We start from the raw sequence: 19,939 nt of genomic DNA on the forward strand, positions 1-19,939 counted from the left end.
GTACTCAATTCGACTGATCGTATGCCACTACGCTCTCTTCCTCACCAGAGTGTAAATGACAACCATTATCCACCAACCATTCCTCGTCATAAGTTTCAATATCAAAATATTTTTCATATTTATCCACATTATCACAAAGTGAAAGTGCTCTGATCTTATTCATAATCAAACCTGTACCAGCAGGAATTAATCTTCCTACTATAACATTTTCTTTTAATCCACTTAAAGGATCACTCTTCCCGCAGAATGCTGCTTCTGTAAGTACTTTTGTTGTCTCTTGGAAAGAGGCAGCAGAAATAAAGGAGCTAGTTTCAAGACTTGCCCTAGTAATCCCCTGCAGAATAGGAAGATAATGAGTAGGCCGTTTGCCAGAGTTACTCATAGCATCATTTTCCCTATCAACTTCCAGCTTGTCAATGCTTTCGCCAACCAAGTACATAGTATCACCAGGATCAGTAATTTCCACTTTTTGTAGCATTTGTTTTAAGATCACCTCTAAATGCTTATTGTCTATACGAACACCCTGCAATCTATAAACTTGCTGTATTTCAGAAATCATATAGTGCGCTAAAGCTTCTAACCCAAGCACACGTAAAATATCATGGAGATCAGGGTCACCATCCATCAATAGATCACCTTTACGTACAAAATCACCTTCATTGACTATTACATGCTTACTTCTTGATACCAAATATTCAACTGGAGAAATTTGTTCATCTACAGGTTTAATTAATATACTGCGTTTTCCTCTACGGTCTTTTTCAGAAAACGCTACATAGCCATCTATCTCACTAACAATAGCATGCTCTTTAGGACGACGTGCTTCAAATAACTCTATAACCCTCGGTAAACCACCAGTAATATCACGAGTTTTAACTGACTCTCTTGGTGTTCTTGTAATAACATCACCTGCATGAACCTTCTGGCCATCTTGTACATTGAGCACTGCACCGATTGGTATAAAATAACATGCTTCAACGCCACTTGCGAGTGTCATTACTTTACCATTATCGTCAAGCAGCACAATACGAGGACGTAAATTAGCTCCACCAGAATGCAATTTCCAGTCTTTTACTACTTTGCTTGATATTCCTGTAGATTCATCCATCACTTCAGTGATCGAAATTCCATCTTTTAAGTCCTGATAAGACACTGTACCAGTCTTCTCCGTGATAATAGGCAATGTATAAGGATCCCATTCCGCAACTTTATCGCCAATTTTTACTGACCCACTCTCATCTACATAAAGCTTAGCGCCGTAAGGTACACTGTGCTTCAACTTCTCACTACCAAGGCTATCAATCAACACGACTTCACAGGAACGGCTTATCACAATTTTATTTCCGTTTCTATCTATAATTATATTACTATTGTTTAACTTTATTTTAGCATTAATAGAAGCTATAATATTCGAGGATTCAACGCCTCTAGTCATTACTCCACCTATATGAAAAGTACGCATCGTTAACTGAGTACCTGGCTCTCCAACAGATTGAGCAGCTATAACACCAACTGCTTCACCTATTGAAACAATTTTACCAGTTGCAAGGTCTCTTCCATAACATAAAGAACATACACCAGGACTTATTTCACAAGTTAAAGGCGATCTAATTTTTACAACATCAAGACCTGCAATGCTGATTTGCTTTACTTTATCCTCATCAATTAATTCCCCTGCTTTTACTAATAATTCTTTTGTCACTGGGTTATATATATCATTTGCAGCTGTTCTACCCAGCACAACACTCTCTAGAGATGCAACTATAGTACTTCCTTCAACTGTAGCTCTCACAACAAGACCATTTTTTGTTTTACAGTCATGCTTTGTAACTATGCAATTTTGAGATACATCAACTAAACGACGAGTTAAGTATCCAGAGTTTGCAGTTTTAAGTGCAGTGTCAGCTAAACCTTTACGCGCACCGTGAGTAGAATTAAAGTATTCAAATACGTTCAATCCTTCACGGAAATTAGAAATTATAGGTGTTTCTATAATCTCACCAGAAGGTTTGGTCATGAGCCCTCGCATTCCTGCTAGCTGTTTCATCTGTGAAGTAGAACCCCTTGCACCAGAGTTAACCATCATATACACTGAGTTGTACTTACTATTTCCATCATATATAGATATTGCTTTTAACATATCATTAGCTATCATATCCGTACACTTAGACCATTCATCTATAACCTTGTTATACCTCTCACTTCTAGTTATTAGCCCATCTTGATATTGCATAGAGAATTTCTTAATTTCACCCCTCGCGTGATCAACATGTGTAGCTTTAGTTTCAGGTATAACCATATCACAACGACCAAAAGAGACACCAGAAAATGTGGCATACTCAAAGCCAAGTACCATTAATTTATCAGAAAATGCCACTGTAGCACTTTGACCACAGTTACGATATACCAAATCAACTATACCAGTTATTTCCTTGACTGTTAATATCTGATTTATTAGATCGAAGCCTAGATTCTCATGCTTAGGAAAAATTTGCCATAATATTAAACGGCCAGGAGTTGTACAAACAGTTTTATAGTGAGTTTCACCGCTGCTATTAATATACTCCATCCTATACTTTATACTAGAATGAATATGTAAAGTACCATCACTCAAGGAATGCTCAACTTCACAAAAAGCACCAAAAGATGGTAAATTATCTTCCTTAGGTTCTTGTAAAGTCAGATAATATATACCAAGTACTATATCTTTACTAGGAACTATAATCGGTCTGCCATTAGAAGGACTTAAAACGTTATTAGTGGACATCATCAACACCCTAGCTTCAAGCTGAGCTTCCAATGAAATTGGCACATGCACTGCCATTTGATCACCATCAAAATCAGCATTAAACGCCGTACAGACAAGCGGATGAAGCTGTATTGCTTTGCCTTCAATAAGGATTGGCTCAAAAGCCTGAATACCAAGTCTATGTAGCGTAGGCGCTCTATTCAACAAAACAGGATGCTCTTTTATTACCTCTTCAAGCATATCCCAAACTTCTGGTTTTTCTGCTTTTATCAACTTACTAGCAAACTTAATAGTTGGAGCCATACCATACATCTTAAGCTTTGAGTAAACAAAAGGTTTGAATAGTTCAAGAGCCATTCTTTTTGGTAATCCACACTGATTTAGTTTCAAAGTTGGACCAACAACTATTACAGAACGTCCAGAGTAGTCTACCCTTTTTCCTAAGAGGTTCTGGCGAAAACGACCCTGTTTTCCTTTTAACATATCACTAATGGACTTTTTATATCCAACAGCACCAGCTTTATTTACCAAAGTATTACGACGACTATTATCAAAAAGAGAATCAACTGCTTCTTGTAACATCCTTTTTTCATTACGAATCATAATCTCAGGAGGATTTAAGCTCAACAATTTCCTCAACCTGTTATTTCTATTAATAATAGTCCTATAATGATGATTCAGATCAGAAACTGCAGGACGACCACTCTCAAGCGATACCAAAGGACGCAAATCAGGTGGTAAAATAGGTATAGTTGTAAGTATCATCCACTCAGGCCTATTTCCAGATTTAATGAAGTTTTCAACAATACGCAATCTCTTTATAATTTTCTTTCTTCTTATCTCAGAAGCAACAGATTCTAATTCTAGTCTTAAATCCTTCCTAATTTCATGTAAATCAAGGCGCGTTAGCAACTCTCTTATAGCTTCAACACCTTGCATAGCTACAAAACTATCGATCCCATAGCTATCTTTAGCTTCATTATAAGCTTTTTCACTAATAATCTCACCTTTTTCAAAAGGCGAAACAAGAGGATCTATTACGATATAATTATCGCTATATAAAATATTCTCAATATCTCTGAGAGACATATCCAATAATGCTCCAATTCTTGAAGGAAGCGATTTCAAAAACCATATATGAGCAACAGGAGATGCAAGCTCTATATGACCCATCCTTTCTCTTCTTACTTTAGAAGATGTAACTTCTACTCCGCATTTTTCGCATATGCGACCTCTGTGTCTTCTTTTTTTGTATTTTCCACATAAACATTCATCGTCATTGACAGGGCCAAAAACCTTAGGGCAAAATAATCCACCTTTCTCAACTTTGAACGTACGATAATTTGCAGTTGAAACATCTTCTATCTCACCACAAGATATACGCTTAATACTTTCAGGGCTAGCAATCGATATGCTAACCTCATTAAAAGGTTGTGCAATGTTAGTGTGAGATATATCTTCAATCACTACATCATTTTGCTTTAAATCTACATTTAAACATAAAGAACGTAGTTCTTTTATCATCACATTAAAGGATTCAGGAATTCCACATTCAAAATTACTGTCACCTTTTATTATCGATTCATAAATCTTAACTCTACCATTAATATCATCAGACTTCACAGTTAACATTTCCTGCAAAGTATAAGCAGCACCATAGGCTTGTAATGCCCAACATTCCATTTCACCAAAACGCTGACCACCAAAATGAGATTTTCCTCCAAGAGGTTGTTGAGTAACCAAACTATAAGGCCCTACTGAACGCGCATGAATTTTACCATCAACCAAGTGGTGCAACTTAAGCATGTACATGTAACCAACTGTAACCTTGCGGTCGAATTTTTCACCACTGCAACCGTCATATAATACAGCTTGTCCAGAGTTATCTAAACCAGCAAGTTCAAATAATTTTGCTATTTGTTCATCTTTTGGACCCTCAAATACAGGTGCAGCAACAGGAACGCCATCACGTAATTTGCGTGCAAATTCAATGAGATTATTATCACTAATATTACGAATATCATTACAGATAGATACGTTACTGCCATAGCTATAAACCTCAATCAGGAAGTTACGTAAATTGCTGTATGAACTTTTACAAGAGTTCAAATAGTTCTCTACTAACTCATTCAACTCGTCATTTAGTGCATTCTTATTAGGTGTATTTAAAACAGAAGCCGTTATTTCATCATCATCAATATTTTCAATTTTTTTATTATCAAGGTATGCTACTGCAAATTGTGTAAAATTATCATCGTTAAGGGACCTAATTCCCTTGCAAAAAGCACTTTTGATCTTATTGATCTCATCGAGAATATTACTTACCTTTTCCCCTAATTTTCTACAAGCCCAACCTACATGCGTTTCCAGTATTTGCCCTACATTCATTCGTGAAGGAACACCAAGAGGGTTAAGAATAATATCAACAGGAGTACCATCTTCCAAATAAGGCATATCTTCCACTGGCACAACTCGAGAAATCACACCTTTATTTCCATGTCTACCAGCCATTTTATCCCCTGGTTGCAGACTATGTTTCACAGCAATGAAAACTTTTACTGACATCGACACACCTTGAGGCAGGTCATAACCTTCATGTAATTTTTCTACTTTTCGCTTAAACTGTGCTATTGCATGTGATACTTTTTCATCAAAATCTTTTTTTAAGCTCTTAACTTGCTCAGAAATGGATTGGTTTTTTAATCCTATACCCCACCATTGCTCACGTTCAATAGAGTCAAATTTTTCTCGATCTTGAGAACCAGAATTAATAAGAAGTTTCTTCAGTTCATCATAGAAATATTCACTAGTAACATTGATTATATAATCTCGCTCTTCCTCAAAGTCATTTATCTCTTTTTGTTTGATGAGTAATGCCCTTTCATTTTCTTCAACCCCCCTGCGTGTAAAGACTTGTACATCAATTACTGTCCCTTCAACATCTGGAGATGTATATAAAGAGGAATCCGCACAATCGAATGACTTTTCACCAAAAATTGTCATTAATAACTTCGTTTCAGGAGGCAATGAAAGAGAAGGTTTAGGTGTAACTTTACCTACCAAAATATAGCCTGGACCAACTCTTGTACCAATTTTCACTATACCACTATCATCCAAGTGATATAGATTTTCTTCATTAACACCAGGTATAGCACGAGTTATTTTTTCTGATCCTAAAGGGGTATCATGTACAACACAGTCAAATTCTTCTATATGAATAGAAGTAAAGAGATCTTTTTTAACAACTTCACTAGAAATAATAATAGAGTCTTCAAAATTATAACCTTGCCAAGACATAAAAGCGACTAGCAAATTTTTACCAAGCGCCAACTCACCACTGTTAATTGCAGGACCATCAGCTATTACATCACCCTTTTTAACATAATCACCTACGCACACTAGCGGTCTTTGATTAATACAAGTATTATGGTTAGAACGCTGAAATTTCCTTAGATGATAAATATCTACGTCCAAGTAGTTAACCCTTTCTTTATCAAAAGCACGTATAACTATAGAGTTACTATCAGAACTATCAACTATGCCATCGCGTTTTGCTAAAACTACAGCACCAGAGCCAGAAGCTACAAAAGACTCCATACCAGTAGCAACCAGAGGAGCGGTAGGCTTCAATAAAGGTACGGCCTGACGTTGCATATTTGAGCCCATTAATGCTCTATTAGCATCATCATTTTCTAAAAATGGAATCAAGGAAGCTGCAACTGATATTACCTGCTTAGGAGATACGTCAATGTAACTAACTTGGTCGCTACTTACCATGACAAAGCTACCAGCATATCTACAGTATAGCATGTCATCAACAAAGCAATTATTTTCATCAAGCTTTACGCTAGTGTCAGCTATATGATGTGAGCCTTCGTCTATAGCAGAAAGATACTCAATTTGATCAGTAACAACCCTATTGACTACTTTTCTATAAGGGCTTTCAATGAAACCATATTTATTAATACGCGCGTATATAGCTAAGCTGTTGATTAACCCTATATTTTGCCCTTCAGGAGTCTCAATAGGGCAAATTCTTCCATAATGAGTTGGATGAACATCACGCACCTCAAATCCTGCCCGTTCTCTTGTTAAACCGCCAGGACCTAACGCGGATAACCTTCTTTTATGTGTTATTTCAGATAACGGATTAGTCTGATCCATAAATTGAGATAATTGAGAAGAATTGAAGAAATCTCTTAAAACATTAGTTAACACTTTTGGATTAATAAAATCAGATGGAGAAACTTTATCTAAACTAGAAGTGGACATAGAATCAACTATTGCGCGTTCCAATTTCAACAACCCAGTTCTAAATTGATTTTCTATAAACTCTCCAACTGATCTTACTCTTCTGTTTCCTAAATGATCAATATCATCTACAGATCCTTGACCGTCACGTAACAATACTATTTTTTTCACAATTTCAATAATATCTTCATGCGTTAAAACAGTTAAATCCTCATCATAATTTAATCCAAGGTAAGAGTTAAGCTTCAACCTACCAATGTTAGACAAATCATAATATTCCGGACTGAAGAAAAGATTACGGAAAAACTCTTCTACTATCTCTAAAACAGGAACTTCACCAGGACGCAAAACTCTATATATTTCATATAGTGCATCCTGATAAGACATGTTTTCATCTAAGAAAAGCGTATTTAATATATAAGGTCCAACAAACAAATTATCTATGTTCAACACTGATATTTCATCTACAGATAATAACTCAAGCTTCTTTATGTCTTCCAGCTTTATAGATTCACCAGCAGATAAAATTTTCGTAGAGCTAGCACTATCCATTAAATCTTCTGCGAGGAATAAACCACATATAGAATTAAAAGGAACCAGATACTCTTTCAATTCATTATCATATAGCTTTTTAGCTAGTCTTGAGGTAATACGAACGTTAGCTTTAAGCAGCACATTACCTTCAATATCCATTAAGTCGAAAGGCAGCCTCACTCCTTTAAATTTATCAGGAACAAAAGGCACTTTCCAACCATCTTTATGTTTTACATACTTTATTTTCTCATAAAATCTATCGAGTATATCATTATTTGATAGACCCAACGCCTTTAATAAAACTGAAATTGGCAATTTTCTTTTTCTATCAACACGAAAATACAAATGGTCTTTAACATCAAATTCAATATCAAGCCAAGAACCCCTATAAGGAATAATTCTAGCAGAATAGATCAATTTACCAGAATTGTAAGTTTTTCCCTTATCGCTATCAAAAAATACACCAGGAGACCTATGCATTTGTGAGACGATAACTTTTTCCACACCATTAATGATGAAAGTGCCCTTATCAGTCATCATAGGCAACCCACAAAAGTGGACTTTCTGCTCTTCTATAGATTTTACAACGGTTGCAAGTTTAGAATGATCTCCACTCTCTTTAATCGATTTATATTCATCAAGAGAAATACCATCCTGCATAACAACAAGACGTATAGAAGCAATAACCTGAGCAGAAAAAGTTACACCACGCTTTATACACTCAGATTCATCATACTTAGGATCATCTACCCTACAACTTATAAACTCAATAGTAGCCCTACGCAAAGGATCATTTATTGGAAAGATTGTATGAAAGATAACTTCAAGTCTTTCATTACCCTTATTCTTAGGAGTAAAAGAATCATATGATTCTTTTTGAACCTTAACCAAATCCAATAAAGAATCTTTTAAATCAATCGACCTAGAATAAGAAACTCTAGGAACAAAAGCACCAGAAGCGTACATATAAGAAGAATCAACCATTAAAATACCCCAAACTAATTAAAAGAGCTATATCAATATAAAATTAATACATTAAATATTATTCAAGCTCCACTTTAGTTGCTCCTGCTTCAATAAGTTTTTGCTTGATTTTTTCTGCTTCGTCTTTAGGAACATTAGCAGTCAAATCTTTAGGTAAAGATTCAACCAACTCTTTTGCTTCTTTTAAACCCAATGTAGAATTAACCTCTCTCACAGCTTTAATAACTCCTATTTTTTTACTCGCATCAATTTCTTTAATCACAACTTTATACTCAGCTTTTTCTTGAGCAGCAGGAGCAGCAGCATTATCACCAATAGGCGCCCCAGCACCAACAGCTCCACCAAGAAAAGAACCAGCAGGCAACCCTATTTTCTCTTCTAAAACTTTTACAAGTTCAGAAGCCTCTAATAGGTTTAAAGATAATATTTTATCAACCAAATCACTTGTTACATTACTCATAATTACCACCTTACTTAACAACAAATTTATTTTTTAGAACTATAATAATCCAAAACTCTCATAAGCCTCATAGAAGATGAATTAATAGACAACGCTAACCGAGCAGGAATATCATAAGATATTAAACGCATAATTTTAACACGCAATTCACCCAGAGAAGGCAACTTAGCCAGTTTATTAACATCTTCCACTGTTAACAATTCATTTAAATGAGCTGCGCAAATCACAGACATTTTTTCTTTGTTAGCATTAGTAAAATCAACTATTAATTTTGCAGCTTCTACTATGCCACTAGAGTATATAATAGCAACAGGACCGGAAAATTTGCCTGATAAATAAGAGAATTTACCAATCCTTTCCAAAGCCAAGCGCGCTAGAGTGTTTTTAACTACTAATACCCCACCTGCTATAGACTTCAGACTATTCCTCAGAGTTAATGAATCATTAGCATTTATAGATTTAAAATTTACTAATATCAAGAAATCATTATTTACAAATACGTTTATTGTGCTCTGTATAAATTCATCCTTATCTTTACGCTTCACGGTATCACTCCCTTAAATTATATCTTCCACTTTGCCTATCTTATAAGCTTTACCCATAGTTGAATTTAAAAAAACACCCTTAAAGTAAATTCCTTTCGCAGAAATAGGTTTATTATCTTTAATTACTTTAAGAAAGGCTTTTAAATTTTCTAGCAAGTCATCAATATCAAATTTAATATTTCCTAATTTACCATGAATAACACCATTTTTATCTGTTCTAAATTTTACCTGACCAGACTTAATGGTTTTAATAGCTTCTGCAATGTTAGAAGTCACAGTACCAAATTTAGGGTTAGGCATCAGCCCTTTAGCACCCAATACTTTTGCAATAGGAGTGATTTTTGCCATAAAATCAGGAGTAGTAATGCACCAATCAACATCTAACTTTCTACCTTTTTTTATTTCTTCAACTAAATCCTCTCCTCCTGCAATATCAGCACCAGCTTTTTCAGCTTCTAATAAATGTTTATCTTGAGCGAAAACAGCTACTTTAATATTCTTCCCGATACCTTTAGGCAAAACTACTGTACCACGCACCTGCTCTTCAGATTTACGTGAATCTACGCCTAAATTGACCGCAATATCAACTGATTCATTAAATTTTGCTGAAGCAGACTCAACAATCTTCCTCAAACACTGCTTAGGATTATCATTATATGTATTCATTTACCTAACCTTCCACAACTTCTATACCCATAGATTTTGCAGTGCCTACAACCATTTTCACTGCTGAATCTTCATTATCCACTTTCATATCAACCATCTTGCACTTTGCTACTTTAATTATAGCAGACATAGGTAATTTAGCCACTAATTCTTTACCAGGATTACCAGAACTTTTACTTAATTTAGCCTCCTGCTTAAGTAAATAAGCCACAGGCGGACCGCTGACAGTAAAATCATGAGAGCGATCATCCTTTATGGAAATTCGCACTGTTACTAAATCGCCTACTTTATAATTAGCGTTAGCAGCACTAGTAACTTTATTAAAAGCTTCACAAAACTTAGGAACAGGTATACCACGTGGACCAAGTACTGAAGCAATTTTCGGTCCTGGAACTGCTTTCCCAGCTTCCATAAGTAAGTTAATCTTAGCAACTATAACACTCATAATTAATCCTCTATTTTCTCTACTTGAGCCAGATCAAGCTCTATTATTGTCGGCTTACCTAAAATCGATACTTCCACATTAATAATTTTTTTCTCATCGTTTACCATATTTACCTTACCAGTAAAATTTTGAAAAAGACCATCATTAATTTTCACTTTTTCACCTTTTTCATAACCATAACCTAACTTCTTTGTCTCTTGAGCATTATAAAGTGCATTACACATTGAGTGAATCTCATCATCCAAAATCACCTTTGGAATATTACCGTTTTTCAAAAATCCATAAACCTTAAGAGATTTTGGTATATTATTGATAAAATTCAATACTTCATCGCATAAATTCACGTATAAAAAGACATAACCAGGAAAGCATTTCCTTCGTGTAGCAATTTTCTTAGATTTCAACTCTACTTCACTTAGCTCTTCATATGGAATAAAAACTTCCTTAAAGTAACCATTAACACCCAATCTCATAGAATTTTCCAATATATGTTGGCGCACTTTCTCTTCACAATTGGAAGCAACTCTCAAGATATACCATTTATATCTATTAAATTCTTTGCACTTTAAACTTATCTCATCATCTGAAATCATCTCAAAATCACCAGATTCGCCACTGCAGAATCCAGGCGTTTGATTCAAAATATTTTTGCTTTCATCACATAGATGCATATATACATACACTTCACATAACTCTTTTATATCAGACTTTGAATTACATAACGTTTGATAAGGAATAAACACTTCCTTAAAATAAACAGCATTACTTACCAATTCGCGTATATTTTGCTCATATCCATAATCAACTCTAATGATATACCATTTATATTCACATTCCATAAATAATTCCAAATAAAGCCTTAATTACGTAAAGAGACATAAAATCCACAAAACAGAAGAAAATCGAAAAGCATAATATAACAGTCATCACAACAAATAGAGATGACAACACCTCCTGTTTCTTTACCCAAGCAATTCTTCGTATTTCTTGCTTTATATCATAGAAAAAAACACACAAACTTTTTAACATTTTCACCACAACATTAATGCAGGAGCGATAGGAATTGAACCTACAACCTCTGGTTTTGGAGACCAGCGCTCTACCAATTGAGCTACACTCCTATAACTCAAACTCTCACTCCAAAATTTCAGAAACAACACCAGAACCAACAGTTCTACCGCCTTCTCTTATCGCAAAACGCAATCCCTTATCCATTGCTATCGGTACTTGCAATTCTACTTCTACACTCACATTATCTCCTGGCATTACCATCTCCTTCCCATCTAGTAATTTTATGCTCCCAGTTACATCCGTTGTCCTTAAATAAAACTGTGGCTGGTAATTCGCAAAAAATGGTGTATGCCTTCCTCCTTCCTCTTTCTTTAATATATAAACCTCCGCCCTAAACTTTCTATGCGGCGTTATCGTCCCCGGTTTTGCTAATACTTGCCCTCTCTCCACTTCTTCTCTTTTTGTTCCTCTGAGCAATATTCCTACATTGAGTCCTGCACTCCCCTTATCCAGCAACTTCTTAAACATTTCTACACCTGTGCATATCGTCTTTTGCGTCGCTTTCAGACCTATTATCTCTATCTCTTCTCCCGTCTTTATCTCTCCCTTTTCTATTCTTCCTGTTACCACTGTTCCTCGCCCCGATATCGAAAATACATCTTCGATTGGCAATAAAAATGGTAAATCCACAGGCCTTGGTGGAACCGCCACATATTCATCTAACTTTTCCATCAATTTATCTATTGATTTCTTTCCATATTCGCTGCTGTCATCCTCCAGCGCCTTGAGTGCTGAACCAACCACCACAGGCACTTCATCCCCTGGAAATCCGTATTTACTCAGTAATTCCCTCACTTCCATTTCTACTAAATCTATCATATCAGCATCAGCAACATCAGCTTTATTTATATACACCACGATATATCCAACACCCACCTGCTTCGCCAGCAATATATGCTCTCTCGTTTGTGGCATTGGCCCATCAACCCCTGACACTACCAATATCGCCGCATCCATCTGTGCTGCACCTACTATCATGTTCTTTACATAGTCAGCGTGTCCAGGACAATCAACGTGTGCATAATGCCTTTTTTCCGTCTGATACTCAACATGCGCTGTTGCTATCGTTATCCCCCTCTTCCTTTCTTCTGGCGCTTTATCTATCTGATCGTACGCTACAAAATTTCCATAATGCTTTGTTATTGCCGCTGTTAACGTTGTCTTCCCATGATCCACATGTCCTATTGTTCCCACATTTACATGCGGCTTTCCAAATGCTTCCACTATTGCTGTCATAATTATTACCCTTAATTATACTTTAACTTTAACTCATCAACCACATATTGTGGTACTTGTTCATAATAAGAAAAATGCATACTATACTGAGCTCTTCCCTGCGATATAGAACGCAAAACATTTATATAACCAAACATATTCGCAAGAGGTACGAAAGCAAGAATTATAGTGCTACTATTATGTGTTTCCATACTTGAAACTTGCCCCCTTCTGCTATTTACATCGCCCATGATATCACCCATATACTCTTCAGGCGTAATGATTTCAACTTTCATCACAGGTTCTAACATTTTTGGACCAGCTTTATTTGCCATCTCTTTAAAAGCACCTTTAGCAGCAAGTTCAAAAGCTAAAGGACTAGAATCAACCTCATGAAAAGCACCATCAAGAAGGGTAGCCTTAAAATCAATCAACGGAAATCCCGAAATTATACCACCTTCTTTTATCAACTCCAAGCCATTTTCTACCCCAGGAATATACTCTTTTGGAATAGCACCACCTACAATTTTACTTTCAAATTGAAACCCAGAACCAGGCTCAAGAGGTTCAAATTTTATCTTAACCTTAGCAAACTGACCAGCTCCACCAGATTGTTTTTTATGAGTGTAATCAATTTCAACAGATTTAGTGATAGTTTCACGATATGCAACCTGAGGAGCACCGACGTTAGCCTCAACGTTAAATTCGCGCTTCATTCTATCAACAATAATCTCAAGATGGAGCTCACCCATGCCTTTCAATATAGTCTGGCCACTTTCCGCATTTACTGACATTCTCAAAGAAGGATCTTCTGCAACCAACCTATTTAGAGCAATACCTAATTTTTCCTGATCTGAAGTGGTTTTAGGTTCCACAGCAATTTCAATAACAGGCTCAGGAAATTCCATACGCTCCAATAATATAGGAAAATCAACAGAACATAAAGTATCTCCGGTGGTTGTTTTCTTTAGCCCAACTAAAGCAACTATATCTCCAGCCCTAGCCTCAGTTATATCTTCTCGGTTATTTGCATGCATAAGTAACATTCTGCCAATCCCTTCAGTTTCGTTTTTTAACGCATTTGAAACGGTAGATTTAGACTTTAATTTACCAGAATAAATACGGATAAACGTCAAGCTGCCTACAAATTTATCCGTCATCACTTTAAATGCAAGAGCAACAAATTTCTCTTTTTCTGAAGGTTTGACCTCAATTTTCTTTTCTGAATCTTTAGGATCAATTCCAACAATTACATCAACATCAATAGGAGAAGGTAAAAAGTCAACCACACCATCTAAAAGTGGTTGTACGCCTTTATTTTTAAAAGCTGATCCACATAACACAGGAACAAATTTTCCTTTAATGGTCCCATTTCTCACGCATTTTTTCAGTAAATCCACTGGCAGATCATTAGACTCAAAGTAAGTATTCATCGCTTCATCATCCATCTCAGCTGCAGCATCTAATAAAAGATTTCGATATTCTTGAGCCTTATCAAGCAAATCAGAAGGAATATCTTCATAAGAAAATTTAGCGCCCAACGTTTCTTCTTGCCATATAATGGCTTTCATAGAAATAAGGTCAATTATACCTTTGAAATCTTTCTCACTCCCTATTGGTAAATGAATAACTAAAGGTGCTGCACCAAGCTTCGTCTTTATCATATCAACACATCGATAAAAATTTGCCCCTATTCTATCCATCTTATTAACAAAGCAGATACGAGGAACGCTATATTTATCAGCTTGACGCCACACTGTCTCAGATTGAGGTTCAACTCCAGCAACTCCATCAAATACAGCAACTGCACCATCCAAAACCCTTAAAGATCTCTCAACTTCAATAGTGAAATCAACGTGACCAGGAGTGTCTATTATATTGACCCTATGATCATTCCAAAAACATGTTGTTGCAGCAGATGTGATTGTAATACCACGCTCTTTTTCCTGCTCCATCCAATCCATAGAAGCTGCACCATCGTGCACTTCACCAATTCTATTTTGCTTACCAGTATAAAATAAAATACGCTCTGTTGTGGTAGTCTTACCAGCATCTATGTGAGCCATTATCCCTATATTTCTGTATTTAGATATCCCAATTTCCATATCACAATTAATTAGCTAACATTAAAAACGAAGATGAGAAAATGCCTTATTAGCCTCAGCCATTTTATATTTTTCTTCGCACATCTTAAACGCACCACCGCGTTTATTATAAGCATCCAGTATTTCAGATTGCAAACAATCAACAGTTGTTTTTCCACTCTTTTTTCGAGCAGCAGAAGTTGCTTTAGCAATCCACCTTAACGCTAAAGAAACCGCTCTATCTTGTCGAACTTCAACAGGCACTTGATAAGTTGCACCACCAATACGTCGAGAACGCACTTCTATAGAAGGAGTAACATTTCCTACTGCTGTTTCAAAAATTGATAACCCACCTTCACCTATTTTCTTTTCAGCTAAAGACAAAGCGTCATAGATAATCTTTTCTGCAGTAGATTTTTTACCACATTTCATGATTGTATTAATGAAACGCATCAGCAAAACACTGCCATAACGCGAATCAGGACTTATTTCTCTTTTTTTTGCTTTATTCCGACGAGCCATAAACTTTAACCAGATTTCTTTACACCATATTTTGAACGAGCTTTCTTTCGATTTTGCACACCACGCAGATCAAGGGCACCTCTTATTATGTGATAACGCACACCTGGCAAATCTTTAACCCGCCCACCACGTATCAAAACAACAGAGTGTTCTTGTAAATTATGACCTTCACCAGGTATATAAGCTGTCACTTCACCATATCCACCAATTTTTACTCTGGCTACCTTACGGAGTGCTGAGTTAGGTTTCCTAGGAGTTGTAGTATACACTTTAGTGCAAACACCTCTCCTTTGAGGGTTGCTTTCTCCCAAAGCTGGTACCTTTTTCTTATGGGTCAATCCTAATCTACCTTTACGTATTAATTGATTTATCGTAGGCATATGTTATAAACTCAAGCTCATTAAAATAACTAAGTTTTTAGTTATAAAATAATAAACCTCAATAGTCAATATAAAAATAAACATTACTACTCTAATAATTAAGCTCAACTGCTTTGAAAGCCATCAGTAGACTTCTTGCATCACCTCCCAAGCCACAACTGTCATTCAGTAGAAACGAAAAAACTTACTTGACACCCTTCGCCAGCCCCATTATCATGGTACTGAAGGTATTTATTTATCTTCAATCTGTGCAGATTAAATGACAACAGTATTACGTAATTGGCGTCTTATTTTTAATTTTTTGCACTATGCACACTTTACGTCTTCACAACATTTCTGGGTTTTTACCTATATAAGCTGAAACGCGCTTATAAAGCGTTTAAGACAGTATAGTACGCCAATTTGCAGGATTAGAGAGTGACAACTAGCTAATACGGGATATCTTTTGCCTTTTTTTCTGCTTAGTAAATTTCTTAAACATTTAAACTAAGGTGAGTTGCATTTAAAAGCAGCTAAATTGCAGTGTTTAAGACTTAAAAAACGCCAATACTGAAAATAGACAATGACTAGGGCTTCTTTTGCCTTTTTTTTGCTTGGTAAATTTCTTAATATTTATGGCAACATGAACTGAGCAGGAAGGTGTCATTCCAGTGCTTGACACTGGAATCCAGTTTTCCATATAATCTCATCGAAAATGTTGTAACCACTTTCTGTGCTAGTTTGCTTGCTTACAAGCAAACTTTTCTGGATCTCAGTGTCTGGGCACTGGGATGACAGGGGAGGGAGGCTACTTGGATGACACCATTCTTTTTCCTGGATCCAAGTAGTCAGGGCACTGGGATGACAGGAGAAGGTACTAGGATGACACCCTGACCTCGTCGTCCCGCTACGTGTTAGCGGAATCTAGAGATACCGTGACGGTATGACGTAAAGCTCGCGTTAGCTATACTTTTATGCTCACCAACTTAGCTGGATCCAAGTAGTCAAGCTACTTGGATCTGCAAATTGCAATGTTCGTACAGCTGCGTGCTTGACACTGGGATTTAGTGCAGCTACCCTAAACTGGAAGCTCATCTTGCTATTTTTGGCTGAAAGAAACATATTTTTAGAATAATGAAAACAATCAGCACTTTAATTCAAGAAGGATCGGAGTTATTATCGTCACATAAAGTTGAATCACCACATTTAGATTGTGAAATCATCATGCAGCACGTACTTGGAGTGGAAAGATCATTTATAATTGTGAACCATGCTGATCAAGTGCCGATGGAGAAAGAACTTTTATTTTGGAAATTAACAAAAAAAAGAGCGGAAAGATATCCAATATCGCAAATAATAGGTAATCGTGAATTCTGGAGTAAAAATTTTATAGTTAACCAGCATGTTTTAGATCCAAGGCCAGATAGTGAAACAATAATCCTAGCAGTGTTAAAATATTACCCAAACAAAAAACAGAAACTAAAAATTGCAGATTTTGGTACAGGCACAGGTTGTTTATTGATATCCGTACTTAGTGAGTATGAATATGCTGTTGGCGTCGGTTTTGAAAAAAGCTTGGAAGCATATAAAGTTGCCTATCAGAACACAAAAAAACATGATCTTCTCAGCAGAGCCAAAATATTTCCAAGTTCGTGGACAGAGTGCAGAGGTTCATTCGATCTTATAATCAGTAATCCTCCATATATTAAAAGAAGCAAATTGAAAGACTTGCAAGCTGAAGTGCAAAAGGAACCAAGAATTGCCCTTGATGGTGGTATTGATGGTTTGAGCTGTTATTTGAGCATTTTTCCAATATTGAGAAAGTGCCTTAAAAAAAATGGGTTTGCGATATTGGAGATAGGTGAAGATCAAAGCAATATTGACAAAATAATCCCCTCATACGAATTAGCTTTTCAGGAATATGTATATGACTTAGCGGGAATGAAGAGATGCATTGTTGTGAAAAGAACATAGCTAATGTTTTTTTGCCTTCATCCCATATTATCCTATATCATCCCAGTACCCTCTACCTAGTCATCCAAGTAGCGTGACTACTTGGATCTATATTTATAGCTCTTCTCATAATAATCCAAATAAGGTAAGATATGGATTTATGGTAGTGGGGTTTGTATGCCAGCAGCGTATAGTTATGACTTAAGGAAAAAAGCAATGGAAGCATTGGATGAGGGAGAAAGTAGAGCAACTGTTGCCAAGAGATTTAAAATTGGAAAAACGACTTTATATGAGTGGCAGAAAAGGCGTGAGGAAACAGGAGATTTTCAGTCAAAAAAGCCTGGAAGCGTAGGATATAACCATAAAATTACCGACTGGAATGTCTTCACCGAATTTGCAAAAAACCATGGCGGCAAAACTCAGTCAGAGATGGCTAAACTCTGGGGCAATATCAGTCGACAAACGATTCACCGCGCACTTAAAAATATTGGCTTTACAAGAAAAAAAGACCTACGGATATAAAGAAAGAAATGAAGAAAAGCGAGCTCAATTTGCAAAGGTTATAGCAACAAAATATCCTGAAAATCTTGTATATATTGACGAATCTGGGATAGACAATACAGAAGACTACCCATACGGATATTGCAGAAAAGGAGAGAGGTTTCATTCACTAAAATCAGGTAAAAAAACTCAGCGTGTCAGTATGATTGCAGCTCTAAATAAAAAGAAAATCATTGCTCCATTGACCTTTGAGGGATACTGCAACAAGGATGTTTTTGAGGCTTGGTTTGAGCAGTTTTTGACTCCAATTTTAAGGTCTGGCCAAACTGTAATTCTTGATAACGCTGCTTTCCATAAATCTAAAAAAATCGATGATCTTGCTAAAGGAGTAGGTGCTGAAATTCTTTATCTTCCTCCATATTCTCCAGACTTTAACGAAATTGAGCATCATTGGTTTGCTATAAAGAACAGAGCTAGAAAAAATATCCCTATTTTTCAGTCTTTCCGTCAAGCTGTTGATTCTGCTTTTTTATGATTTGTTCTGACTATTATGAGAAGAGCTATAACTAGATCCTATGGTCAAGCCATAGGACGACAGGAACGGTTTTATGCATTTTTTAAAGGGCAACATGTTTAAGCTTTGCTGGCAAAATGGAAAGTAAGACCAGCCTCTATACCGTGTGTGTGAAATAGTTGATTACCTATATTTATTTCCTCAGTTACTTTGCTACCTGAGCTAGGATCAAGCTTCTTTTTTTTATCATTATTAGGGTCGTCTACCACTTGTCCTAACTTTTCTGCTGTAAGCTTAATATCGCCACCAATAGCACCAAAACCTCTATATCCGATATGCATATTTACATCTTCGTTTATGCGATAGTCAAAGCCAGCTTTTACTTGACCTGCGGGTCTTATTGACGGTTTTTCAAACATCGTCATTCTTGTTGCACCGACTCCAATACCAACGTAAGGAGAAAAAGAGAAACGGTCACTTTTCCAATGATGATAAACATTTGCCATTACAGATATGTTCTCAATTTGGTCATGACTAACTGCAGCACTATAGAGATAAGTTTCTTTATTAGCATCCTGACCAATGTCCTTTAGATATGAAACAGTTATTTGGCTACTTGTTAAACCAATATTATCCACTTTTACAGAAGAATACATCCCTTCCAATTCAGCCCTATAGCTGTTGTTACCCAATTCCCCTGTATAACCAAGTGCCACATTTGCAGCAAAAGGTGGATTATAATCTCCTTTATACTCACTTAGTGACTGACCTTTTGTGTTCTGAGCATCCCTGTCATTTATAGACAAATTTTTGATATCTGTAGTGCTTGTTTTTAGTTCACCCATGCCATTAAAAAATTGACCATAATACCCACTACCAAAGTAAAACCCTTCTGTTTCACTCGCAAAAGATTGTTGTGACAACAATAAAGCAAGTGCTGTAACCGCTAATGTTTTTTTACTAATCATTACTACTCCCCTAGTTAAAATAGCTAATCTAATACTAATTAATTAAAAATGGCTTAATATGAAAAACCTAATTATTTGCATAACTTGCACTTTTCTGAGCTAAAAATAGGCAAAGTTA

The 19,939-nt window shown here is 36.1% G+C and carries 14 protein-coding genes and 1 tRNA gene; 2 read left to right on the forward strand and 13 right to left on the reverse strand.

Annotated features, from left to right (window positions below; genetic code table 11):
• Positions 1–4: 4 nt before the first annotated feature.
• From OPR28_RS03030 to rpsL, 12 genes are all read right to left on the reverse strand, one after another.
• Complete coding sequence (locus tag OPR28_RS03030; RefSeq protein WP_265023477.1) at positions 5–8,518, reverse strand: DNA-directed RNA polymerase subunit beta/beta'; 8,514 nt, start codon at positions 8,516–8,518, stop codon at positions 5–7.
• A gap of 58 nt (positions 8,519–8,576) precedes the next feature.
• Complete coding sequence (rplL, locus tag OPR28_RS03035; protein WP_007551887.1) at positions 8,577–8,978, reverse strand: 50S ribosomal protein L7/L12; 402 nt, start codon at positions 8,976–8,978, stop codon at positions 8,577–8,579.
• A gap of 26 nt (positions 8,979–9,004) precedes the next feature.
• Positions 9,005–9,523 carry a 50S ribosomal protein L10 gene (gene rplJ, locus OPR28_RS03040; protein WP_265023478.1) on the reverse strand — a complete coding sequence of 173 codons (519 nt, stop codon included), beginning with the start codon at positions 9,521–9,523 and terminating at the stop codon, positions 9,005–9,007.
• Between the two features lie 12 nt (positions 9,524–9,535).
• Positions 9,536–10,189, reverse strand: a complete 654-nt coding sequence (rplA, locus tag OPR28_RS03045) for a 50S ribosomal protein L1 (RefSeq protein ID WP_077188473.1) — start codon at positions 10,187–10,189, stop codon at positions 9,536–9,538.
• Positions 10,190–10,193: 4 nt separating this feature from the next.
• Positions 10,194–10,634 carry a 50S ribosomal protein L11 gene (locus OPR28_RS03050; RefSeq protein WP_006279541.1) on the reverse strand — a complete coding sequence of 147 codons (441 nt, stop codon included), beginning with the start codon at positions 10,632–10,634 and terminating at the stop codon, positions 10,194–10,196.
• Between the two features lie 2 nt (positions 10,635–10,636).
• Positions 10,637–11,473: a transcription termination/antitermination protein NusG gene (nusG, locus tag OPR28_RS03055; protein WP_265023479.1), complete on the reverse strand. Its 837-nt coding sequence runs from the start codon at positions 11,471–11,473 to the stop codon at positions 10,637–10,639.
• On the reverse strand, positions 11,463–11,663 hold the full coding sequence (secE, locus tag OPR28_RS03060) for a preprotein translocase subunit SecE (protein WP_253302494.1): 201 nt from the start codon (positions 11,661–11,663) through the stop codon (positions 11,463–11,465). The genes nusG and secE overlap by 11 nt, the downstream gene beginning before the upstream one ends.
• A 19-nt stretch (positions 11,664–11,682) precedes the next feature.
• A tRNA-Trp gene (locus OPR28_RS03065) sits at positions 11,683–11,755 on the reverse strand.
• Positions 11,756–11,768: 13 nt separating this feature from the next.
• Positions 11,769–12,941 (reverse strand): elongation factor Tu, encoded by a 1,173-nt coding sequence (gene tuf, locus OPR28_RS03070; protein ID WP_265016035.1) that lies wholly within the window; start codon positions 12,939–12,941, stop codon positions 11,769–11,771.
• A gap of 11 nt (positions 12,942–12,952) precedes the next feature.
• The gene (gene fusA, locus OPR28_RS03075; RefSeq protein ID WP_265023480.1) at positions 12,953–15,025 is read right to left on the reverse strand and encodes an elongation factor G; all 2,073 of its coding nucleotides are present in this window, start codon (positions 15,023–15,025) and stop codon (positions 12,953–12,955) included.
• A 21-nt stretch (positions 15,026–15,046) separates the two neighbouring features.
• Positions 15,047–15,526, reverse strand: a complete 480-nt coding sequence (gene rpsG / locus OPR28_RS03080; RefSeq protein WP_007549313.1) for a 30S ribosomal protein S7 — start codon at positions 15,524–15,526, stop codon at positions 15,047–15,049.
• Positions 15,527–15,531: 5 nt separating this feature from the next.
• The gene (gene rpsL / locus OPR28_RS03085; protein WP_265016038.1) at positions 15,532–15,906 is read right to left on the reverse strand and encodes a 30S ribosomal protein S12; all 375 of its coding nucleotides are present in this window, start codon (positions 15,904–15,906) and stop codon (positions 15,532–15,534) included.
• A 1,113-nt stretch (positions 15,907–17,019) separates the two neighbouring features.
• Here rpsL and prmC point away from each other — a divergent pair.
• Positions 17,020–17,859 carry a peptide chain release factor N(5)-glutamine methyltransferase gene (gene prmC, locus OPR28_RS03090; protein ID WP_010962305.1) on the forward strand — a complete coding sequence of 280 codons (840 nt, stop codon included), beginning with the start codon at positions 17,020–17,022 and terminating at the stop codon, positions 17,857–17,859.
• 156 nt (positions 17,860–18,015) lie between these two features.
• Positions 18,016–18,874, forward strand: a protein-coding gene (locus OPR28_RS03095) for an IS630 family transposase (protein ID WP_265023237.1) whose coding sequence is annotated in 2 segments (ribosomal slippage) — positions 18,016–18,341 and positions 18,340–18,874 — 861 coding nt in all. Because the reading frame shifts where the segments join, the coding sequence is not laid out codon by codon here.
• 98 nt (positions 18,875–18,972) lie between these two features.
• Here OPR28_RS03095 and OPR28_RS03100 read toward each other — a convergent pair.
• Positions 18,973–19,821: a P44/Msp2 family outer membrane protein gene (locus OPR28_RS03100; protein ID WP_265023481.1), complete on the reverse strand. Its 849-nt coding sequence runs from the start codon at positions 19,819–19,821 to the stop codon at positions 18,973–18,975.
• Between the last annotated feature and the right edge of the window lie 118 nt (positions 19,822–19,939).

It is taken from the genome of Wolbachia endosymbiont (group A) of Epistrophe grossularia (assembly GCF_947251435.1).
Lineage (GTDB): Bacteria > Pseudomonadota > Alphaproteobacteria > Rickettsiales > Anaplasmataceae > Wolbachia > Wolbachia pipientis.

Coding starts and splice junctions, on each gene's coding strand:
- OPR28_RS03030 (WP_265023477.1), bottom strand. CDS start 8,518: ATGGTTGATTCTTCTTATATGTACGCTTCTGGTGCTTTTGTTCCTAGA.
- rplL (WP_007551887.1), bottom strand. CDS start 8,978: ATGAGTAATGTAACAAGTGATTTGGTTGATAAAATATTATCTTTAAAC.
- rplA (WP_077188473.1), bottom strand. CDS start 10,189: ATGAATACATATAATGATAATCCTAAGCAGTGTTTGAGGAAGATTGTT.
- OPR28_RS03050 (WP_006279541.1), bottom strand. CDS start 10,634: ATGAGTGTTATAGTTGCTAAGATTAACTTACTTATGGAAGCTGGGAAA.
- nusG (WP_265023479.1), bottom strand. CDS start 11,473: ATGGAATGTGAATATAAATGGTATATCATTAGAGTTGATTATGGATAT.
- secE (WP_253302494.1), bottom strand. CDS start 11,663: ATGTTAAAAAGTTTGTGTGTTTTTTTCTATGATATAAAGCAAGAAATA.
- tuf (WP_265016035.1), bottom strand. CDS start 12,941: ATGACAGCAATAGTGGAAGCATTTGGAAAGCCGCATGTAAATGTGGGA.
- fusA (WP_265023480.1), bottom strand. CDS start 15,025: ATGGAAATTGGGATATCTAAATACAGAAATATAGGGATAATGGCTCAC.
- rpsG (WP_007549313.1), bottom strand. CDS start 15,526: ATGGCTCGTCGGAATAAAGCAAAAAAAAGAGAAATAAGTCCTGATTCG.
- rpsL (WP_265016038.1), bottom strand. CDS start 15,906: ATGCCTACGATAAATCAATTAATACGTAAAGGTAGATTAGGATTGACC.
- prmC (WP_010962305.1), top strand. CDS start 17,020: ATGAAAACAATCAGCACTTTAATTCAAGAAGGATCGGAGTTATTATCG.
- OPR28_RS03100 (WP_265023481.1), bottom strand. CDS start 19,821: ATGATTAGTAAAAAAACATTAGCGGTTACAGCACTTGCTTTATTGTTG.